Here is a 16,515-nt window from a genome sequence, read left to right as displayed (position 1 = left end):
ATGAGTCTTTCAATTGCGTTAACCAAGGGACGTTTAGAAAAGCAGACCGTGGAAAGATTGGCGGCAGCCGGTTATGGCATCGAGGCTTTAAAAGATAAGGGACGTCAATTAGTATTTCAGGATCAGATTAAGGATATACGCTATTTTCTGGTCAAAGCAAATGACTGCATCACCTATGTGAATCATGGCGTGGCAGATATAGGTGTTGTCGGTAAGGATACTTTGCTGGAAAATATGAATGAGACCTATGAGCTGCTGGATCTGAAGATGGGCTGCTGTAAATTTATCGTCGCGGGTTTAAAAGATAAGAACCCTTTAATGAAGTTTGGCCACATTAAGATTGGTACGAAATATCCAAATGTTTGCCGGGAATATTTTCAAAAAAGAGGTATGGATGTAGAAATTATTAAGATTGACGGTTCGGTGGAACTGGCGCCGATTTTAGGCTTATGTGATGGTATTGTTGATATTATGGAGACGGGTTCAACGCTCAGGGAAAACGGGCTGGTGGTTTTTGATACCGTCTGTGATTTATCGGCAAGATTAATTGTGAATAAGGCCAGCTTTAAATTAAAACAGGCAGAAATTTCACAGCTTTTAGAAGATCTGAAGAAAGTGATGGAGGATGAATCATGTTAGAGCAAATTAAACAGTCGGAAACAAAAAAGCTGGAAGCATACCTGCGCAGCCGCAGTGATGATTTAAGCTATGAGGTATTAAGTAAAGTGCAGTCAATTCTGAGCGATGTGCGTCAGCATGGTGATGAAGCAATCATTCGGTATACGAAAGCTTTTGACGGCATTGAGCTGACTAGCTTAAGAGTGAGTGATGAAGCGCTTAATGAATGGGCAGCGGCGGCGGATGAAGCGTTTAAGGAAGCAATGGCAAAGGCTAAGGATAATATTATAGCCTTTCATGAAGCGCAGAAGCAGAACAATTATCTTCAGCAGCAATCCTTAGGTATTTGTTTAGGCCAGCGGGTCCTGCCGTTAGAGCGTGTCGGTGTTTATGTGCCAGGCGGCCGTGCTCAGTATCCATCAAGTGTATTGATGAATGTTTTGCCCGCTAAAATAGCTGGGGTGAAGCGCATCGTTATGATTACACCGCCCAGCAAGAGCGGTCAGCTTGATCCCAAAATCGCCTATGCGGCACAGCTGGCCGGTGTCGATGAGGTTTATCTGGCAGGCGGTGCGCAGGGAATCGCAGCACTGGCTTATGGCAGTGAAACCATACCGCGGGTTGATAAAATTGTCGGCCCGGGTAATATTTATGTGGCAGCCGCTAAAAAGCTTGTCTATGGCACTGTTGATATCGATATGATTGCGGGGCCCAGTGAGATTTTAGTGATCGCGGATGAGGGGGCAAGAGCCGATTATACAGCCGCTGATTTATTATCACAGGCAGAGCATGATCCAATGGCTTCCGCCATTCTGGTTACGACTTCATCAAAGCTGGCGGATCAGGTTTGTGAAGAATTGAAACGGCAAAGTGAACAGCTGCCTAAACAGGCTATTATAGCGGAATCATTAAAGGCTTATGGTAAATTAATTCTCTGTGAGACACTTGCTGATTGTGTGGAGGTTGCCAATGCAATCGCCCCGGAACATCTTGAATTAATGGTTGCCGACCCATGGGCGCTGTTAGGCTTAGTACGCAATGCCGGAAGTGTATTTCTCGGCTATTACACATGTGAGAGTGTCGGCGATTATTTGGGCGGTACTAATCATGTACTGCCGACCAACGGTACAGCCCGCTTTGCCAGCGCGCTTTCGGTGGACAGCTTTGTGAAGCGTTCCTCTTTTCTTTACTATTCAAAGGAAGCAATTGAAGCCTATGGATCAAAGATTGTAACCCTCGCCGAATCAGAAGATCTGCAGGCACATGCCAATGCGGTCAAGGTGCGGATGTGATGAAGACGATTAAAACCTATCAGGTAACGCAGAGTCAGGGGATCTTATTGAATGCAAATGAATGCGGTGAAAATCTGCCGCTTACCGTTAGAGAAGAAATTGCTCAGGCAGCTCTTGACTTGGCTTATAACCGTTATCCTGATGATGAATGTAAAGAATTATTGAACGCTTATGCGAAAGTGATGAACCTATCAACAGAACAATTAATTGCCGGCAATGGCAGTGATGAATTGCTGGGCTTATTAATCAGTGTTTTGGCAGCTAACAAGAGCGTATTAACCCTTGATCCTGATTTTTCAATGTATGACTATTATGCTTCCGTTCATCAGGCCGAACTGCTTAAATTTCAGCATGATCTGCATCGTCCCTTTGATCTTGACGCATTCATTCAGATGGGGAAAAAGGCGGATTTAATCTTATTTTCTAATCCAAACAATCCTTCCGGCATAGCACTGTCAGCGGCTGACCTATGTCAATTGGTGGAAGCTGCGGCGCCGATACCGGTAATCATTGATGAGGCATATGCGGAGTTTAATGATGAATCAATGATTGATAAGCTTGCTGTTTATGAGAATCTGATACTCACCCGCACCTTATCCAAGGCTTATGGCTTGGCAGGCTTAAGAGTTGGCTTCGCCATCAGTAATCCCGCCATGATTCAGCGTTTAAAGGCAGCTAAGGTACCTTATAATGTGAACAGCTTTTCTCAGCGGGCGGCATCGATTGTTTTAAAGCATGATGAAATATTCGCACCCCGTACAGCGCAGATTGTCCATGAACGGGAAAAAATGCTGGCAGCCTGTCTATCATTAAAGCATTTTACTGTATATCCTTCAAAAGCTAATTTTATTTATTTCAGAAGCAAACGAAAAGCAGTCTTTATGAGCCTGCTTGACGATATAAAAATCCGTGATTATAACGATGACGGCTTTCGTATTACGATTGGCAGTCCTGATCAGAATGAGCGGATCATAAGCCTGCTGAGACAGGCGGATAAGGAGATTTTATGAGAATATGCAAGATGCAGCGAGTAACAAAAGAAACAAAAATCAGCTGTTCACTCAACCTTGACGGCAGCGGTCAAAGTAAGATTGCGACCGGAATTGGATTTTTCAACCATATGCTTGAATTATTTGCCTTTCATGCCAATTTTGACTTGGAGCTGATGGCTGATGGTGATCTTGATGTGTGTGATCATCATACGATTGAAGACTGCGGTATTTTATTAGGTGAATGCTTTAAAACAGCGTTAGCGGATAAACGGGGAATCAATCGGTATGGTTTTATGAGTCTGCCGATGGATGAAGCATTAGCAAATGTAACGTTGGATTTGTCAGGACGCAGCTATTTAGTTTATCACTGTGAATTAAAACGTGAACAGATCGGCGGCTTTTCCTGTGAAATGCTTGAAGAATTTCTGCGCGCGTTCAGCTTTAATGCCGGCATTACATTGCATGTGAATGTTGCCTATGGAACCAATGATCATCATAAGATTGAAGCGGTATTTAAAGGCTTGGGCCGCGCTTTAAGGCAGGCTGTGCAAATTAGCGGTGATGAGCTGCCCAGCACCAAGGGGATCTTAGCATGATTGCCGTAATTGATTATGGCATGGGCAATCTGCGCAGTGTAGAAAATGCGTTAAAGAAGCTCAATGCAGCTTATATGATTACCGCCGATAAGGAACAAATCTTGGCCGCGGATAAAATTATTCTGCCCGGTGTCGGTGCTTTTGGTGACTGTATGCGAAATCTGCGGGAAAATGGTTTGATTGAGGTATTAAATACGGCGGTATTGGATCAGAAAAAGCTCTTCTTAGGGATCTGTCTCGGTATGCAGGTTTTGTTTGAAAGCAGCGAGGAAGGCGCGCTGACACAGGGGCTGGGTTATCTGAAGGGCAAGGTTGTGAAAATGCAGGATACAAGTGTTAAGATTCCGCATATCGGCTGGAACCGCCTTGAGTTATGCGGCCAGGATGTTATAACCTCTCTGATTGATGATGAAGCCTATGTCTATTATGTGCATTCTTATTATGCTTCTGAAATTGATGAGAAGGATCTGCTTGCTTATTCAAATTATGGAACGATGCGCTTATGCGGGTTGATTCGTCATGAGAATATCATCGGTGCCCAGTTTCATCCGGAAAAAAGCGGTGAGACCGGCTTGAAAATATTAAAATATTTTGTGGAGGAACAAATATGATCTGTATTCCGGCAATTGATCTGCTTGATGGTCAGGCAGTACGGCTGTTTCAAGGTGATTATGAAAAAGGGGAAGCAGTTGGTGAGGTTGACAGCATTTTAAAGCGGTTGAATCATGCCAAGGCTCAGCTGCTGCATGTCGTCGATTTGAATGGCGCAAAATGCGGTCAGCGGGTGAATGAGGCATTAATCGCCAAGATTGTGCAGAAGGCTGAAATGCCGGTTGAGGTCGGCGGCGGTATCCGCACGATGGAAGCCATTGAAGCTTATCTGAGCTGCGGTGTAAAACGGGTGATTTTAGGTACGGCAGCCTTAGAAGATGAAACATTTTTAAAGGCTGCGCTGGCTCGTTACGGCGATCAGATCGCGGTCGGCGTTGATTGTAAGGATGGTTTTGTCTGTGTGCGCGGCTGGCTATCTGAAAGCCAGGTCAATTATATTGAATTTGCGAAGCATCTGGAAGCACTGGGGGTTTTGACGCTCATTGTGACAGACATTAAAACTGATGGTACATTACAAGGGCCTAATTTGACGATGTTAAAAGCGCTGCGCTCACAAGTATCACTTCAAATCATTGCCAGCGGCGGCATCCGTGACCTTCAAAACCTTCGGGATTTGAAAGCTATCGGCATGGACGGCGCTATTATGGGTAAAGCGATTTACGCGAATACCATCGATCTTGAGGCGGCAGTTAAGCTCTGCCGGGAGGCTTGATATGCATACAAAAAGAATAATACCGTGCCTTGATGTTAAGGATGGGCGTGTTGTGAAGGGAATTAACTTCCTTGGTTTAAAGGAGGTCGGCGATCCGGTTGAGCTGGCTCGTCAGTATTATGAACAAGGTGCCGATGAATTAGTGTTTTTAGATATTACAGCGACCAATGAAAAACGGGAAACGATGCGTGAGCTTGTTGAGGCGGTGGCTAAAGAGATTTTTATTCCCTTTACGGTTGGCGGCGGCATTCGCTCACTCGATGATATAAGAAAACTGTTATTGGCGGGTGCTGATAAGGTCTCATTAAATTCAGCGGCGGTTTATGACCCGCAATTAATACGCACTGGTGCTGATAAGTTTGGCAGCCAGTGCATCGTGTTGGCGATTGACGCGAAAAAGCGGTCTGACAGCGGCTGGAATGTCTATACTCAGGGTGGTCAGAAGGACAGTGGGCTGGATTTGATTGAATGGGTAAAGGAAGGACAGCGGTTAGGTGCCGGTGAGATCTTGTTGACGAGTATGGATGCGGACGGTACCCAGCAGGGCTATGATCTTGAGATGCTTCAGGCAGTGCAGAAGGTTGCCCGTGTACCTTTAATTGCATCAGGGGGCTGCGGCAGCCTTGATGATTTTAAAGCTGTATTCCTTGCAGATGCGGCAGACGCGGCATTGGCGGCTTCGCTGTTTCATTATGGAAAGCTTACAGTCAAGGAAGTCAAGAATGCTTTGGCTGAAGCGGGTATCGCCGTGAGGAAAAGCCTATGATCGAGTTGGATTTTGAAAAGAATCATGGTTTAATACCCACCATTGTACAAGACAGCACAAGCCGGCAAGTGCTGATGCTGGCCTATATGTCAAAAGCCAGTCTTGAACGCACGCTGGCAAGCGGGCTGGCCTGCTACTACAGCCGTTCCCGTCAAGAACTATGGACAAAGGGAGAAACCAGCGGTCATTATCAGCATGTGGAAGCCATCTATGTTGATTGTGACGCGGATACGCTTTTGCTGCTGGTCAGACAAGAGGGAGCCGCCTGTCATACCGGTCATCAAAGCTGTTTCTATCGGACAATTAAAGGAGAAGAAAGTGATGAATGAATTTGAAAATCTATATCTTACCATCAAAGACCGCAAACAAAATCCAGAGGCAGGCTCCTATACCGCCTATCTGTTTGACAAGGGCTTAGAAAAAATATTAAAAAAAGTCGGTGAGGAAGCTTGTGAGGTAGTAATCGCGGCAATGAAAGATGATAAAAGCGAACAGGTGAATGAGGTCTGTGATCTAATGTATCATCTTATGGTACTGCTTGCGCAGTTAGATATTCCATTGGCTGATGTATGCGAAGAATTAGGCAGACGTTCCGCTAAAACACATAATCTGAAGGCAGAACGCAAACCGATTGAGAAACTGTAAAAATTGATAATTTATCTGAGTTGTGTTATCCTAATCACTAAGAAATGAGTGATTGGATGAAATTATTTGAAATGCTGAAAAAATATCGCCGGCAGCTGCTGCTTACCATGGCTGTCTGTATCTTTTTATTTATTGCCTGTGCGCTGAAACTGAATCAGCTTTCCGCATTTGATCAGCAAGTCTATACTTTTGTATCACTTGCAATCTCTAAAACACTGACGCCGCTGATGCGCTTGCTGACTGAATTAGGCGGGACGCTGGGCTTAGTTCTTTTATGTGCCATCGGCGCACTGCTTTTAATGCTAATGAAAAAGCGTGTACTGGCTTGTTTAATGATCAGCAATCTGGCAATAACCGCAGCCAGTAATGTTCTCTTGAAACAGCTTTTCATCAGACCAAGACCGATTGGTTACCGGCTGATTGAAATTGATGGCTATTCATTTCCCAGCGGTCACTCGATGGCGGCGATGGCCTTTTATGGCTATTTAATCTATTTGATCTGGCATAAGCTCGAAGTAAAATGGCAGAAGTATCTATTTACTTGCTTACTAAGTTTATTGATTGTTTTAATCATGCTGAGCCGTATTTATTTGGGTGTGCATTATGCCAGCGATGTATTAGCCGGCGCGGCTGCGGCATTGGCGATACTGATTTGTTTTACTTCATGTACCAGAAAATATTGTCTGCTTGAATTAAACGATAAAAAGGACTAAGATTAAGGCAGAGGTGATCGTATGAGCGAGCTTAGCAAGCTGCCAAATGTCGGCAAGGTATTGGAAGACGCGTTGCTGCAGATTGGTGTGCATAATGAAGAAGAATTATGTTTAATGGGAGCCAAAACAGCTTTTATTAAAATCAGGGAACAGGTGGATGAGGGAGCCTGCCTGCATATGCTCTATGGTATTGAAGGAGCTATTGAAGGAGTTAGAGATAATCTGTTAGCTGATGAGGTCAAACAGGATCTGAAGCAGTTTTTTAAAAACTTATAATGAAAAATGATCTGTGGGTAAACCATGGATTATTTTTTTATGTTCTTAAATAAGCTGGATTTGGAGAAATGTGTAATAAATGAGTCAAAAGCTTGGAAAAATGTGTAAAACTTTAATCGGCTATTAAAAATACTCAGTTAGAAAAACAAAAGAATTCTTGTTAATACATGGTAAAACGTAATTCTTATAAGTATAAAAAAATCCGGGCACCTGTGCAGTGAGCCTGGATTTTATTGTTTTAAATGGATGATTAATTCGTATAATTATCAAAGTAGCCCTGTACCAATACAATCGGTGTTCCCTTGTCACCAGATCCGCTGGTCAAATCACAGAGAGAACCAATTAAATCAGTCAGACGCCGCGGTGTAGTACCCTGGGAAGCCATTGAGCCAACAAGATTATCATCTTTTGATTTAATCTTTTCGCTGATGGCAGCTTTTAGTGCTTCACCATTCAAATCAGAGAAATCATTGTCTGCCAGATATTTCAGCTTTAATTCATTCGGAGTACCTTCAAGTCCGTCAGTATATGCAGGCGATACACATGGATCAGCCAATTCCCAGATTTTGCCGACAGGATCACGGAATGCACCATCACCATAAACCATAACTTCGATATGCTTTCCGCAGCCTGCTTTTAATTGCTGCTGAACCGCTTCAACAAACGGCATGCAGTTTCGCGGGAACAGCTTAACGCTCTCTTCGGTGGACTTGTTTGAACCAAGCAAACCAAATTGCTCATTATAGCCGCTGCCATTTACACTGGCATTCAGGATATCGTCCAAGCCGCATACAACTTCTGCACCGGCTTTTTTAAGCAGGCGTTTTGTACGCTGGCGGGTATGAATGTCACAAGTCAGAATCCGTTTAGTATAATCAAGAATCACTCTTGGATCATTCGCAAATAGGATTTCAACCTCAGCACCGCTTTCTTTAATCAGCGAGCTGTAATAATCAACATAATCTACACCAGTAAAGGTATGTTTATTTTCACCGAATAATGAACGGTATTTTTCTAAGGTCAGTACATCACTGTAAGGGTTGATGCCGGCTTCATCAAGCATATCTAAAGATACTAGCTCATTGCCGACTTCATCACTTGGATAACTCAGCATTAATACTACTTTTTTCGCACCTTTGGCAATTCCTTTAAGACAAATTGAAAAACGATTGCGGCTAAGAATCGGGAAAATGACACCGATGGTTTCACCGCCAAGCTTCTTTCTTACATCTTCGGCAATCGCATCTGTAGACGCATAATTACCCTGTGCTCTGGCAACGATTGATTCAGTAACTGCCACAACATCCTTGTCTCTTAGTTCAAAGCCTTCTGCTTCTGCAGCTTCAAGTACGCTAGAGGCTACAATGGCTGCCAGATCATCACCCTCGCGAATGATTGGACAGCGGACACCTCTTGATATAGTTCCAACTTTTCTTTCCATAAGAATCCTTTCTTGTCTCACGACGTTACAGTATTATTATAAACGAAAAGCGGGTAGGTTTACAGATGCAAATGCAATTGTTCGACAGTTTTTCGCTGATAGGCATGAATGATGTCTGACATCTTATACAGGATACCGGCTTCATCACAGGCGCTTTTAAATATGGCATAGAGCCGGCGGGCATTCGGCACCTGACAGTTATAGCTGCTGCCAAAGGCATGAATCATCTTCTGGGCAGTGCCGGGGAATAATTCATCTGCTTTCTTTAAATAATAATCACGCTGATTATCACGCAGTGTCACACCAAACATTGGATAAATGAAAGGTATCTTATGCTCTTTTGCCTGCTTGACAATCGCTGTTATATTTTCTGATGTATCATTGATGAAAGGAAGCAGCGGCATCAACAAAATACCGGCATAAATCCCTGCCTTATTCATGGCCTGAAGGGCTTCAAAACGCTTAGAGGATGGGCAGACATTTGGTTCAATCAGTTTGGCTAAGTTATCATCAGCACAGGTAATTGTCATTTTCACGATTGCGCTATTATGTTCGGAAATACTTTTAAGAATATCAAGATCACGAAGAATTAAATCACTTTTAGTCTCTAATGACAAACCAAAACCATAACGATCAAGAAGCATTAGCGCTTGTCTTGACAGTTTGAGTTCTTTTTCAAATGGGTTATATGTATCTGACATAGCACCCATACCGACAATACCTTTAACCCGTTTTCGGCGCAGTTCATTTTCTAATATCAGCAACGCATCTTTCTTAATCCGTACCGTATCAAAATGATCGATGCCGTAACAGCTGCTTCTGGAATCGCAGTAAATACAGCCATGACAGCAGCCGCGATACAGATTCATATTGTAATCAACACCAAACCAGCCAGCTTTATAGCTTACATTCTGTAAGATTGACTTAGCGATAATTTCTTCCATATCAGATTCCCAAGAAGCTTTTAATTTTCTTTTCTGAATAGATTTCATTGGTAACAAAACAACCATCTTTAAATAACGCATAGGTTGTTACCGGGGATGGACAAGCTTTGGCTTTTTCAAGCGTATCGATATGGATCAATGTCATAGGGATATTGTTTTCATCCGCAATCTTTTTAAATAACGGCGCATATTGAGCGGTAAACGGACATTGAGCGGTGTAATACAGGCAGAGCCCTTCTGGCGCTTTTGAACAGTTAAAGGCAGGTAATGGCTGATCATCAAAGGGCAGTGCGGCTAACTCAAAGGGAGCCCAGCTGTCAGCCAGCACAAAGCCATTTGCTTTCAAAAAGACAGGATCGGAAAGAAAGGGCATTTTCTTCGCTGAGGTTATGGCCGCCAGCCCTGATTTACCTTCGGCTTTTGCTTGGTCAATCAATTTTGCGAGTAATTCTTTTCCGTATCCGCAGCCCTGATACTTACCGCTGACCCAGAAACAGTCAATGATCATATAATTATTGCCGATTATCGGCAGCCAAGCCTTTTCAACCGGCATCGCTTCGATAAATACCTTTCCGCTGACATCACCCTTTAAAAAATACAAGCCTTGATCAAGCTGCTGCTTCAGCCATGCTCTTTTTGCCGCAGTACCTAATTTATTTGAAGTTGCACAGCATAAATGCTCTTTATCGATATTTTCTTTTGTTAGTTGTATGTAATTCATTCTTGTTCTCCTTGATATAATATAGACAGTTCTTTTAATTGACGGTTTATCTCATGCCGCAAAACACTAGGTTCAAGTAATTCACAGGCATTGCCGAAAGATAATACAAATCCAATGATCCAGCTTTCATCAGGAAAGGTTCCGGTAACGATGAAATAGCCGTTTTCATCACGGGTATAAGCATGCGGATCAAATTCATCAACGACCCGAAACCCCATGCTTGGATGAATCCTTAAAGTGTAATTAAATTGTTTATCAGGCTTGGGCATCGACGGCAGTTTTGTGATTGGCTTTCTGTTGAAGGTTTCCTCTAACACTGTCAGATTAATAATGCGTGAAATCTTAAAGAAGCGAAATCCCTGACGTAAATGACAATAGGCATAGATATACCAGGCAGATCCTTTAAAAATCAGCTTATAAGGATCGACTGTACGCTCACTTTCTTGACCTTCATTGCTGATATAAGAAAAATGCAGGCATTGGCAGTTGAGAATTGCATTTTTAAATAAATTGAATAATTCGTTAGAAGTATCCACTGCCCAGTTTGTAAAGTCAACATGAATCCAATCAACATCAAGATGGGGGAAGAGGGCGGAAAATTTATTTAGAACAGAGGATGTGGCAGGATCATATACTTGATTAAAGCTATGGAGGGCAGCCAGAATTTCCTTTTGTTCATCATCGGTAAGATAGGTACGGTTTAATACATGATCATCCATTAAACGAATCCCGCCGCCGCGGCCTTTTTCAGTATACAGCGGTATTCCTGCCGCACTCAGCACATCTAAATCACGATAAATTGTCCGCACCGATACTTCAAAATGTTCAGCCAGTTCCTGAGCGGTAATTGAACGTCGCTGAATCAGCAGCCAGATTGTTTCAAGATAGCGTTGTAGTTGCATTGTTATCACCTGTTGATATTGTAGCACATTAAACTGACAACCCTATGTCATATTAAAAAGAAAAGATTATATCGGTTCATATAATTATTCGTTTGTTTCAATGTGATGACGTATTTCAGCTTCATGATTTTGACAAAATTTATAACTTGTCTGCATAAATTTATCAATCGGCATTTGCTGGTACATTTCATATAAGTGATCAAGAATGCACTTTTTATCAATAAATAGTGTGTAAAAATAATCATAGACACACCCAGTCTCAAAATAAGGGTTAATTGAGCTTAATAAAGGATCACGCATAATTGGATCAACAACCATTTCACTTAATATCCATTTTAAATGCGGCGTTTCATATTCTTCAGCTTGATCATGAAAGATTTCTTGCCACACTTTAAACCATATAAAATGAATGATTTCGTGGATTGCGATACCGACTGCGCCCTTGTCACTATTTAGATAAAATTTTATATCTAATTTTTGATTATCCGTATAAACACTATACTTTCAAATATTTTGAAGTATAGAAAAGCACTCATTTTACCACGAATTTACCATAATTAAACGAGCCTTGATATGACTATAAATAACACTAAAAAGACCTCACACCTAAACGGTGTCTTTTTTAAAAGCAGTCAATCATAAGACCAACTGCTTTGTAAATATAGATATTAAATTGTTAAGCTGAGATTTTACTTAGATTTATCTTTCACTGGTTTGCTATTTTCATCATTTTCTCCTTCAAGCCATGCCATTATGCCAAAGTTACAAAATGGATAAATTATTACTTCTTTATAAACTTCTTGCTCACAACGAGGGCAGATGACATATTCTTCACCTTTTACATTTTTTAATTACCGAAATTCCCTTTTTTATTTGCAAATTACATGTCTTATAGCTTACCATGTTTTTCGTATCTTGCGACTCTTGATATTTTGTTATCCTCATCTACAAATACTACTTTAGGTGGATTTTTCTTTACCTCTTCTGGAGTCATCTGTGCATAGCACATTATGATTATCTTATCACCTGTCTGAACACATCTTGCAGCAGCTCCATTGAGACATATCATTCCGCTGCCTCTTTCTCCTGCAATTGTGTATGTCTCAAATCTGTTCCCATTATTTATATCTACGATACTTACCTTTTCATACTCCAAAATTCCAGCACTGTCAAGTAAGTCTTCGTCTACAGTGATGCTTCCTACATAATCAAGTTCTGCTTGAACTACTGTAGCTCTGTGTATCTTCCCCTTTAACATTTCAAATGTCATATTTAACCCCCGTTTAACCTTCGTAAATAAAGTTGTCAATCAATCTGGTTTTGCCGATATAAACTGCCATGGCAACTAGTACTGGTGCTGTCATCTCCTTGACCGGTTTAACTGAAACAGCGTCTACAGCCTGAACATAATCTATTTTCGCCATAGGCTCAGTTTCAATAAGCTTAATCATTTCTGATACAATTTTATCTGTATCTTTTTCTCCTGCTTTTGCCATATCTTCTCCGAGCTTAACTGCTTTGCTTAAAATTAGTGCCGCCTTTCTCTCATCTTTGCTTAGATATGTATTTCTTGAACTCTTTGCAAGACCATCCTCTTCTCTAACTATAGGGCAGCCCACAATTTCGATATCAAAGTTCAAATCTCTAACCATTCTTTTTATAATCGCAAGCTGCTGTGCATCCTTTTGACCAAAGTAAGCTCTGTCGGGATTTACAATATTAAAAAGTTTAGATACTACTGTGCCTACACCCCTGAAATGTATTGGTCGTGATTTTCCACAAAGTTCCTCTGAAAGACTTTCTATGTTTACATATGTTGAAAAATCGTCAAAATACATATTTTCCGGCTCAGGATTAAATATTAAATTAGCACCTGCCTCCTCACATAGCATAGTATCCCTTTCCAAATCCCTCGGATAGCTTTCCAAATCTTCCCCTACTCCAAATTGAGTCGGATTTACAAAATCACTGACAACAACTCTATCGTTTTCTGAAACAGCCCTTGTAATTAAACTCTTATGTCCTTCGTGCAAAAATCCCATAGTAGGAACAAGACCTACTGTAAGACCTTCTTTCTTCCATTCTTTGACTATAACTCTCACTTCATCTACGGTTTTTACTATTTTCATCGTTCTATCTCCTAATATAACTTGTTAATTACATCTTCTGAAATTTTAAATGTGTGTTCAGGTGCTGGAAAGCTTCCCTGTTTAGTTTCTTCTATATATGCAGCAAAGGCTTCTTTCATTACATCTCCTACCTTTGCGAATTGTTTTACGAATTTAGGTGTAAAGTCAGAGACCATTCCAAGCATGTCCTGATAAACGAGAATCTGTCCATCGCAGCCAGATCCTGCACCTATTCCTATTGTAGGAATATTAATGCTTTCAGAAATAATTTCCGCTAATTTTGCAGGTACGCATTCCAAAACAATCGCAAATGCTCCTGCTTCTTCAACAGCTTTTGCCTCTTCAATGAGTTTCTTTGCTCCCTCTTCACTTTTTCCCTGAACTTTAAAGCCTCCAAAAACGTTCACTGACTGAGGTGTAAGTCCAATATGTGCCATAACAGGAATTGAAGCAGCTGTAATAGCTTTAATCTGTGGACAAACAGAGGCTCCACCTTCTAGCTTTACTGCTTGACATCTTCCTTCTTTCATAAGTCTTCCTGCGTTATACATGGCCTCTTCAACTGAAACTTGATATGACATAAACGGCATATCTCCAACTACTAAGGCATCTTTGGCACCTCTTGTAACTGCTCTTGTATGGTGAATCATATCTTCCATTGTTACCGGCAAAGTATTTTCGTATCCGAGCATAACCATGCCAAGAGAATCTCCAACGAGAATACCGTTAATACCTGACTGATCCATCAATTTAGCTGTCGAATAGTCATAGGCTGTCAGCATTGTAATCTTATCGCCCTTAACCTTCTGTTCTTTAAAAGTGGATACTGTGTTTTTCATTTTTAATTACCTCCGTCATCTTCAAATAGTCACTGTCTAAATGTTTTTCCTGTGCAATACTGAGAAGCTTTTCTGAAAGCAAAAGATATATCATCTCATATCCCACCTTTTCCTCAGACTCGTTTATCCATGCTGCCTTAATAGCTTCAATGTGTTTTGTGATAGTCGACAAATCATTTCGCTCAACAGGACCTGTGAGGGCAGCCGCAACTCCTTTTTCTGCCAATGTGTCGGCATTTCCAGTAAACAAAGGCACTAAGGCTTTCTTTGCATCTTTTTTATCAAAGCCGCATTTTACAAGCATTTCAGCCCCCACTTGAAAAAGTCCGTTTACGAGATTGCTTACAACTACTGCACCGCAGTGGTAAAGAGATTTATTTTCCGCTCCCATTGCGATTACCTTATTTCCTGCTCGCTCAAAGATACTCTTAATCTCATCTAGATTCTCTGCCGAACCCTCCACAGTAAAATAAGCCTTATTCAAGTGTTTCCATGATTCGCACTTATCACTTATTGCATATAGGGGATGTACCGAATAGATATTTGCACCGAGGTTTTCACCATCAAAAAAAACGGTTGATGAAATCGAACCGCTGCAATGACAAATATTTTTATTTTTAATATCCAGATTCTTCATATAATCCCATACTTTGCTTATCTGTCCATCAGGCACAGTAATAAACAGGGTATCACTGTCACTTAAGATATCCTCTATACTCTTATATAGTTTTGTGTTAGTAAAATCTGCTGCTGATTTAGCTGATTCCGGTGATTTGCTGAAGTAACCCGTAATCTCTACGCCGTTTTCCTTCAGGTATTTTCCAAGGGAAAATCCTACTTTCCCCGCTCCGATAAATCCTGCTCTCATATCGATCACTCCTTTCTGGGAAGTGACAATCATGAAAATCTGCATGGATGAGGTCTCGTTCAAACTGATATAATCCTCATGGTTTAAAAATAAAAAATATGTGGTATAGTTTCTGTTCGAATACTATCTACCCATTACTATAGCACCTATTTAAGTGATTGTACAGAGAAAAAAATAAGGCACCACTCTAACTAATTTATCATTAAAGTGATGCTAATATAAATCGTGTTATTTAGCTTTTCTGTATTTAATCATTTTCACAATCTGAATTATCAAAGTCGGGATAAAAATATAAAGCATGACAAAACACTTCTTCATTTTTCGCTTGATTACCCACCACAGAAAAGAAAGAACCCTGTAAAGAGCCTTACCACCATTGGTGGTGCTTTGCACTCTTGATTGGGCTTTTTGTTTGCTGTATCTTTCATGCAAGAGGAAAATTAAAGTCCTCTATTCCATTTCTCTTTTAGATAATCTTCATAGTCCGTTTCATTAAAATCTAATTGTGGCGAAGTGTTGGGAATGTTGTTTCTGTTGTCTATATCTGCAAGCTGACGGAATATCCAATCATCATAAGGGTCGTGATATTTATACTCTTTGGGCTGTTCTCTGTATCGGTCTAACCCTCGCATTTCCTTATGTACTTTCATCATGCGTTCCAATTTCTGACGCTGTATCAACTGCTTGATTTCCATAAGTTCTTCCAACTCTACTACCTCACTAGAAAGATAATTGCTAATGTATCTAATCAATGTAGTTTCCATGTAAAATCTACATTCTTTTTCGTCATTGAAAAATTCATTTTCAGACAAATAATCTAAGGAAACATTAAAATCCTGTTCTCGTTTGATAACGTCCATGATATATGGCTCGGTGTGGTCAATATATTTCCATTCCCCCGACAATAATTCATTCGGTGTTACTCCCAGCACGTCCATTATCTTTTCCAATGTATCAAAGGTAGGATAATTCACACCTCGTTCAATCTTGGAAAGGCTCTGCATATTGATACCGATTTTATTGGCAAGTTCCTGTTGTTTCATTCCCCTGTGTTTTCTTATGATTTGTATGTTTTCTCCTAAGAAACTGATTTTCTTTTCATAATACTCCATAACTTAGTATAACCGCTCCTTTCGTTGCTTTTATTGTCATTTATAAGCATATCATACTTAATATATATCGAAAAGTCAATCGAAACTTCTTGACAAGTAATTCTAGTGGCGTTATTATCTTATCAGACAGAGTGATTAAGCACGCTAGGGTCAATCACACACTTGAGTAAGCATATATAAGAGATGTTTTCACTTTGATAGCATGAATGAGCATGGACTATCAGACTAAAAATAGGGTTTCTGACTGGGGCTGTTTCGTTTAGCCACGAGCCTCTCAAGGCTCGTGAGCGTTAAGAACGGAACAGACACAGGAAGAAAGGGAACGCCTTTAGGCGCT

21 protein-coding genes are annotated in these 16,515 nt (G+C 41.0%); 11 read left to right on the top strand and 10 right to left on the bottom strand.

The window, feature by feature from the left end:
- From hisG to DWZ33_RS02940, 11 genes are read left to right on the top strand one after another with little or no spacing between them, the layout of a single operon-like run.
- Complete coding sequence (hisG, locus tag DWZ33_RS02990; protein ID WP_118453733.1) at positions 1-639, top strand: ATP phosphoribosyltransferase; 639 nt, start codon at positions 1-3, stop codon at positions 637-639.
- Positions 633-1,910, top strand: a complete 1,278-nt coding sequence (gene hisD, locus DWZ33_RS02985) for a histidinol dehydrogenase (RefSeq protein WP_118453732.1) — start codon at positions 633-635, stop codon at positions 1,908-1,910. The genes hisG and hisD overlap by 7 nt, the downstream gene beginning before the upstream one ends.
- Positions 1,910-2,920, top strand: a complete 1,011-nt coding sequence (locus DWZ33_RS02980) for a pyridoxal phosphate-dependent aminotransferase (protein WP_118453731.1) — start codon at positions 1,910-1,912, stop codon at positions 2,918-2,920. The genes hisD and DWZ33_RS02980 overlap by 1 nt, the downstream gene beginning before the upstream one ends.
- Positions 2,917-3,498: an imidazoleglycerol-phosphate dehydratase HisB gene (hisB, locus tag DWZ33_RS02975; protein ID WP_118453730.1), complete on the top strand. Its 582-nt coding sequence runs from the start codon at positions 2,917-2,919 to the stop codon at positions 3,496-3,498. Before DWZ33_RS02980 ends, hisB begins: the two co-directional genes overlap by 4 nt.
- Positions 3,495-4,109 (top strand): imidazole glycerol phosphate synthase subunit HisH, encoded by a 615-nt coding sequence (hisH, locus tag DWZ33_RS02970; RefSeq protein WP_118453729.1) that lies wholly within the window; start codon positions 3,495-3,497, stop codon positions 4,107-4,109. Before hisB ends, hisH begins: the two co-directional genes overlap by 4 nt.
- On the top strand, positions 4,106-4,822 hold the full coding sequence (gene hisA / locus DWZ33_RS02965) for a 1-(5-phosphoribosyl)-5-[(5-phosphoribosylamino)methylideneamino]imidazole-4-carboxamide isomerase (protein ID WP_118453728.1): 717 nt from the start codon (positions 4,106-4,108) through the stop codon (positions 4,820-4,822). The genes hisH and hisA overlap by 4 nt, the downstream gene beginning before the upstream one ends.
- 1 nt (position 4,823) lies before the next feature.
- Positions 4,824-5,588 carry an imidazole glycerol phosphate synthase subunit HisF gene (hisF, locus tag DWZ33_RS02960; protein ID WP_118453727.1) on the top strand — a complete coding sequence of 255 codons (765 nt, stop codon included), beginning with the start codon at positions 4,824-4,826 and terminating at the stop codon, positions 5,586-5,588.
- On the top strand, positions 5,585-5,917 hold the full coding sequence (gene hisI, locus DWZ33_RS02955) for a phosphoribosyl-AMP cyclohydrolase (RefSeq protein ID WP_118453726.1): 333 nt from the start codon (positions 5,585-5,587) through the stop codon (positions 5,915-5,917). Before hisF ends, hisI begins: the two co-directional genes overlap by 4 nt.
- Positions 5,910-6,233 carry a phosphoribosyl-ATP diphosphatase gene (hisE, locus tag DWZ33_RS02950; RefSeq protein ID WP_022937395.1) on the top strand — a complete coding sequence of 108 codons (324 nt, stop codon included), beginning with the start codon at positions 5,910-5,912 and terminating at the stop codon, positions 6,231-6,233. The genes hisI and hisE overlap by 8 nt, the downstream gene beginning before the upstream one ends.
- Positions 6,234-6,289: 56 nt before the next feature.
- On the top strand, positions 6,290-6,946 hold the full coding sequence (locus tag DWZ33_RS02945) for a phosphatase PAP2 family protein (protein ID WP_182425482.1): 657 nt from the start codon (positions 6,290-6,292) through the stop codon (positions 6,944-6,946).
- A gap of 21 nt (positions 6,947-6,967) precedes the next feature.
- Complete coding sequence (locus DWZ33_RS02940; protein ID WP_022937397.1) at positions 6,968-7,222, top strand: TfoX/Sxy family DNA transformation protein; 255 nt, start codon at positions 6,968-6,970, stop codon at positions 7,220-7,222.
- 250 nt (positions 7,223-7,472) lie between these two features.
- Here DWZ33_RS02940 and DWZ33_RS02935 read toward each other — a convergent pair whose 3' ends face one another.
- From DWZ33_RS02935 to DWZ33_RS02885, 10 genes are all read right to left on the bottom strand, one after another.
- Positions 7,473-8,663: a coenzyme F420-0:L-glutamate ligase gene (locus DWZ33_RS02935; protein WP_118453724.1), complete on the bottom strand. Its 1,191-nt coding sequence runs from the start codon at positions 8,661-8,663 to the stop codon at positions 7,473-7,475.
- Between the two features lie 59 nt (positions 8,664-8,722).
- Positions 8,723-9,607 (bottom strand): SPL family radical SAM protein, encoded by an 885-nt coding sequence (locus tag DWZ33_RS02930; RefSeq protein WP_118453948.1) that lies wholly within the window; start codon positions 9,605-9,607, stop codon positions 8,723-8,725.
- A 1-nt stretch (position 9,608) separates the two neighbouring features.
- Positions 9,609-10,328 (bottom strand): N-acetyltransferase, encoded by a 720-nt coding sequence (locus tag DWZ33_RS02925; protein WP_118453723.1) that lies wholly within the window; start codon positions 10,326-10,328, stop codon positions 9,609-9,611.
- Positions 10,325-11,230 (bottom strand): helix-turn-helix transcriptional regulator, encoded by a 906-nt coding sequence (locus DWZ33_RS02920; RefSeq protein WP_118453722.1) that lies wholly within the window; start codon positions 11,228-11,230, stop codon positions 10,325-10,327. The genes DWZ33_RS02925 and DWZ33_RS02920 overlap by 4 nt, the downstream gene beginning before the upstream one ends.
- Positions 11,231-11,314: 84 nt before the next feature.
- Positions 11,315-11,620, bottom strand: coding sequence for a hypothetical protein (locus tag DWZ33_RS02915; protein WP_118453721.1), 306 nt, complete (start codon positions 11,618-11,620; stop codon positions 11,315-11,317).
- A 499-nt stretch (positions 11,621-12,119) separates the two neighbouring features.
- Positions 12,120-12,500 (bottom strand): aspartate 1-decarboxylase, encoded by a 381-nt coding sequence (panD, locus tag DWZ33_RS02905; RefSeq protein WP_004847071.1) that lies wholly within the window; start codon positions 12,498-12,500, stop codon positions 12,120-12,122.
- A gap of 13 nt (positions 12,501-12,513) precedes the next feature.
- Positions 12,514-13,359: a pantoate--beta-alanine ligase gene (panC, locus tag DWZ33_RS02900; protein WP_004847070.1), complete on the bottom strand. Its 846-nt coding sequence runs from the start codon at positions 13,357-13,359 to the stop codon at positions 12,514-12,516.
- A gap of 11 nt (positions 13,360-13,370) precedes the next feature.
- On the bottom strand, positions 13,371-14,198 hold the full coding sequence (gene panB / locus DWZ33_RS02895; RefSeq protein WP_004847068.1) for a 3-methyl-2-oxobutanoate hydroxymethyltransferase: 828 nt from the start codon (positions 14,196-14,198) through the stop codon (positions 13,371-13,373).
- On the bottom strand, positions 14,173-15,066 hold the full coding sequence (locus tag DWZ33_RS02890) for a Rossmann-like and DUF2520 domain-containing protein (protein ID WP_009320104.1): 894 nt from the start codon (positions 15,064-15,066) through the stop codon (positions 14,173-14,175). Before DWZ33_RS02890 ends, panB begins: the two co-directional genes overlap by 26 nt.
- A gap of 440 nt (positions 15,067-15,506) precedes the next feature.
- Complete coding sequence (locus DWZ33_RS02885) at positions 15,507-16,178, bottom strand: helix-turn-helix domain-containing protein (RefSeq protein ID WP_004847061.1); 672 nt, start codon at positions 16,176-16,178, stop codon at positions 15,507-15,509.
- Positions 16,179-16,515: the final 337 nt, after the last annotated feature.

This window comes from Dielma fastidiosa (assembly GCF_003475485.1).
Classification (GTDB): Bacteria; Bacillota_I; Bacilli_A; order Erysipelotrichales; family Erysipelotrichaceae; genus Dielma; species Dielma fastidiosa.
The sequence above is the reverse complement of the archived record's forward strand: the minus strand, read 5'-3'. Positions and strand labels throughout refer to the sequence as shown.

Excerpts from the sequence above, each read along its gene's own strand:
- DWZ33_RS02980 (WP_118453731.1), top strand. The coding sequence starts at position 1,910 with ATGAAGACGATTAAAACCTATCAGGTAACGCAGAGTCAGGGGATCTTA.
- DWZ33_RS02935 (WP_118453724.1), bottom strand. The coding sequence starts at position 8,663 with ATGGAAAGAAAAGTTGGAACTATATCAAGAGGTGTCCGCTGTCCAATC.
- hisF (WP_118453727.1), top strand. The coding sequence starts at position 4,824 with ATGCATACAAAAAGAATAATACCGTGCCTTGATGTTAAGGATGGGCGT.
- hisD (WP_118453732.1), top strand. The coding sequence starts at position 633 with ATGTTAGAGCAAATTAAACAGTCGGAAACAAAAAAGCTGGAAGCATAC.
- DWZ33_RS02930 (WP_118453948.1), bottom strand. The coding sequence starts at position 9,607 with ATGGAAGAAATTATCGCTAAGTCAATCTTACAGAATGTAAGCTATAAA.
- panD (WP_004847071.1), bottom strand. The coding sequence starts at position 12,500 with ATGACATTTGAAATGTTAAAGGGGAAGATACACAGAGCTACAGTAGTT.
- panB (WP_004847068.1), bottom strand. The coding sequence starts at position 14,198 with ATGAAAAACACAGTATCCACTTTTAAAGAACAGAAGGTTAAGGGCGAT.
- hisI (WP_118453726.1), top strand. The coding sequence starts at position 5,585 with ATGATCGAGTTGGATTTTGAAAAGAATCATGGTTTAATACCCACCATT.
- DWZ33_RS02925 (WP_118453723.1), bottom strand. The coding sequence starts at position 10,328 with ATGAATTACATACAACTAACAAAAGAAAATATCGATAAAGAGCATTTA.
- hisB (WP_118453730.1), top strand. The coding sequence starts at position 2,917 with ATGAGAATATGCAAGATGCAGCGAGTAACAAAAGAAACAAAAATCAGC.
- hisH (WP_118453729.1), top strand. The coding sequence starts at position 3,495 with ATGATTGCCGTAATTGATTATGGCATGGGCAATCTGCGCAGTGTAGAA.
- hisG (WP_118453733.1), top strand. The coding sequence starts at position 1 with ATGAGTCTTTCAATTGCGTTAACCAAGGGACGTTTAGAAAAGCAGACC.
- DWZ33_RS02885 (WP_004847061.1), bottom strand. The coding sequence starts at position 16,178 with ATGGAGTATTATGAAAAGAAAATCAGTTTCTTAGGAGAAAACATACAA.
- hisE (WP_022937395.1), top strand. The coding sequence starts at position 5,910 with ATGAATGAATTTGAAAATCTATATCTTACCATCAAAGACCGCAAACAA.
- DWZ33_RS02920 (WP_118453722.1), bottom strand. The coding sequence starts at position 11,230 with ATGCAACTACAACGCTATCTTGAAACAATCTGGCTGCTGATTCAGCGA.
- hisA (WP_118453728.1), top strand. The coding sequence starts at position 4,106 with ATGATCTGTATTCCGGCAATTGATCTGCTTGATGGTCAGGCAGTACGG.
- DWZ33_RS02940 (WP_022937397.1), top strand. The coding sequence starts at position 6,968 with ATGAGCGAGCTTAGCAAGCTGCCAAATGTCGGCAAGGTATTGGAAGAC.
- DWZ33_RS02945 (WP_182425482.1), top strand. The coding sequence starts at position 6,290 with ATGAAATTATTTGAAATGCTGAAAAAATATCGCCGGCAGCTGCTGCTT.
- DWZ33_RS02890 (WP_009320104.1), bottom strand. The coding sequence starts at position 15,066 with ATGAGAGCAGGATTTATCGGAGCGGGGAAAGTAGGATTTTCCCTTGGA.
- panC (WP_004847070.1), bottom strand. The coding sequence starts at position 13,359 with ATGAAAATAGTAAAAACCGTAGATGAAGTGAGAGTTATAGTCAAAGAA.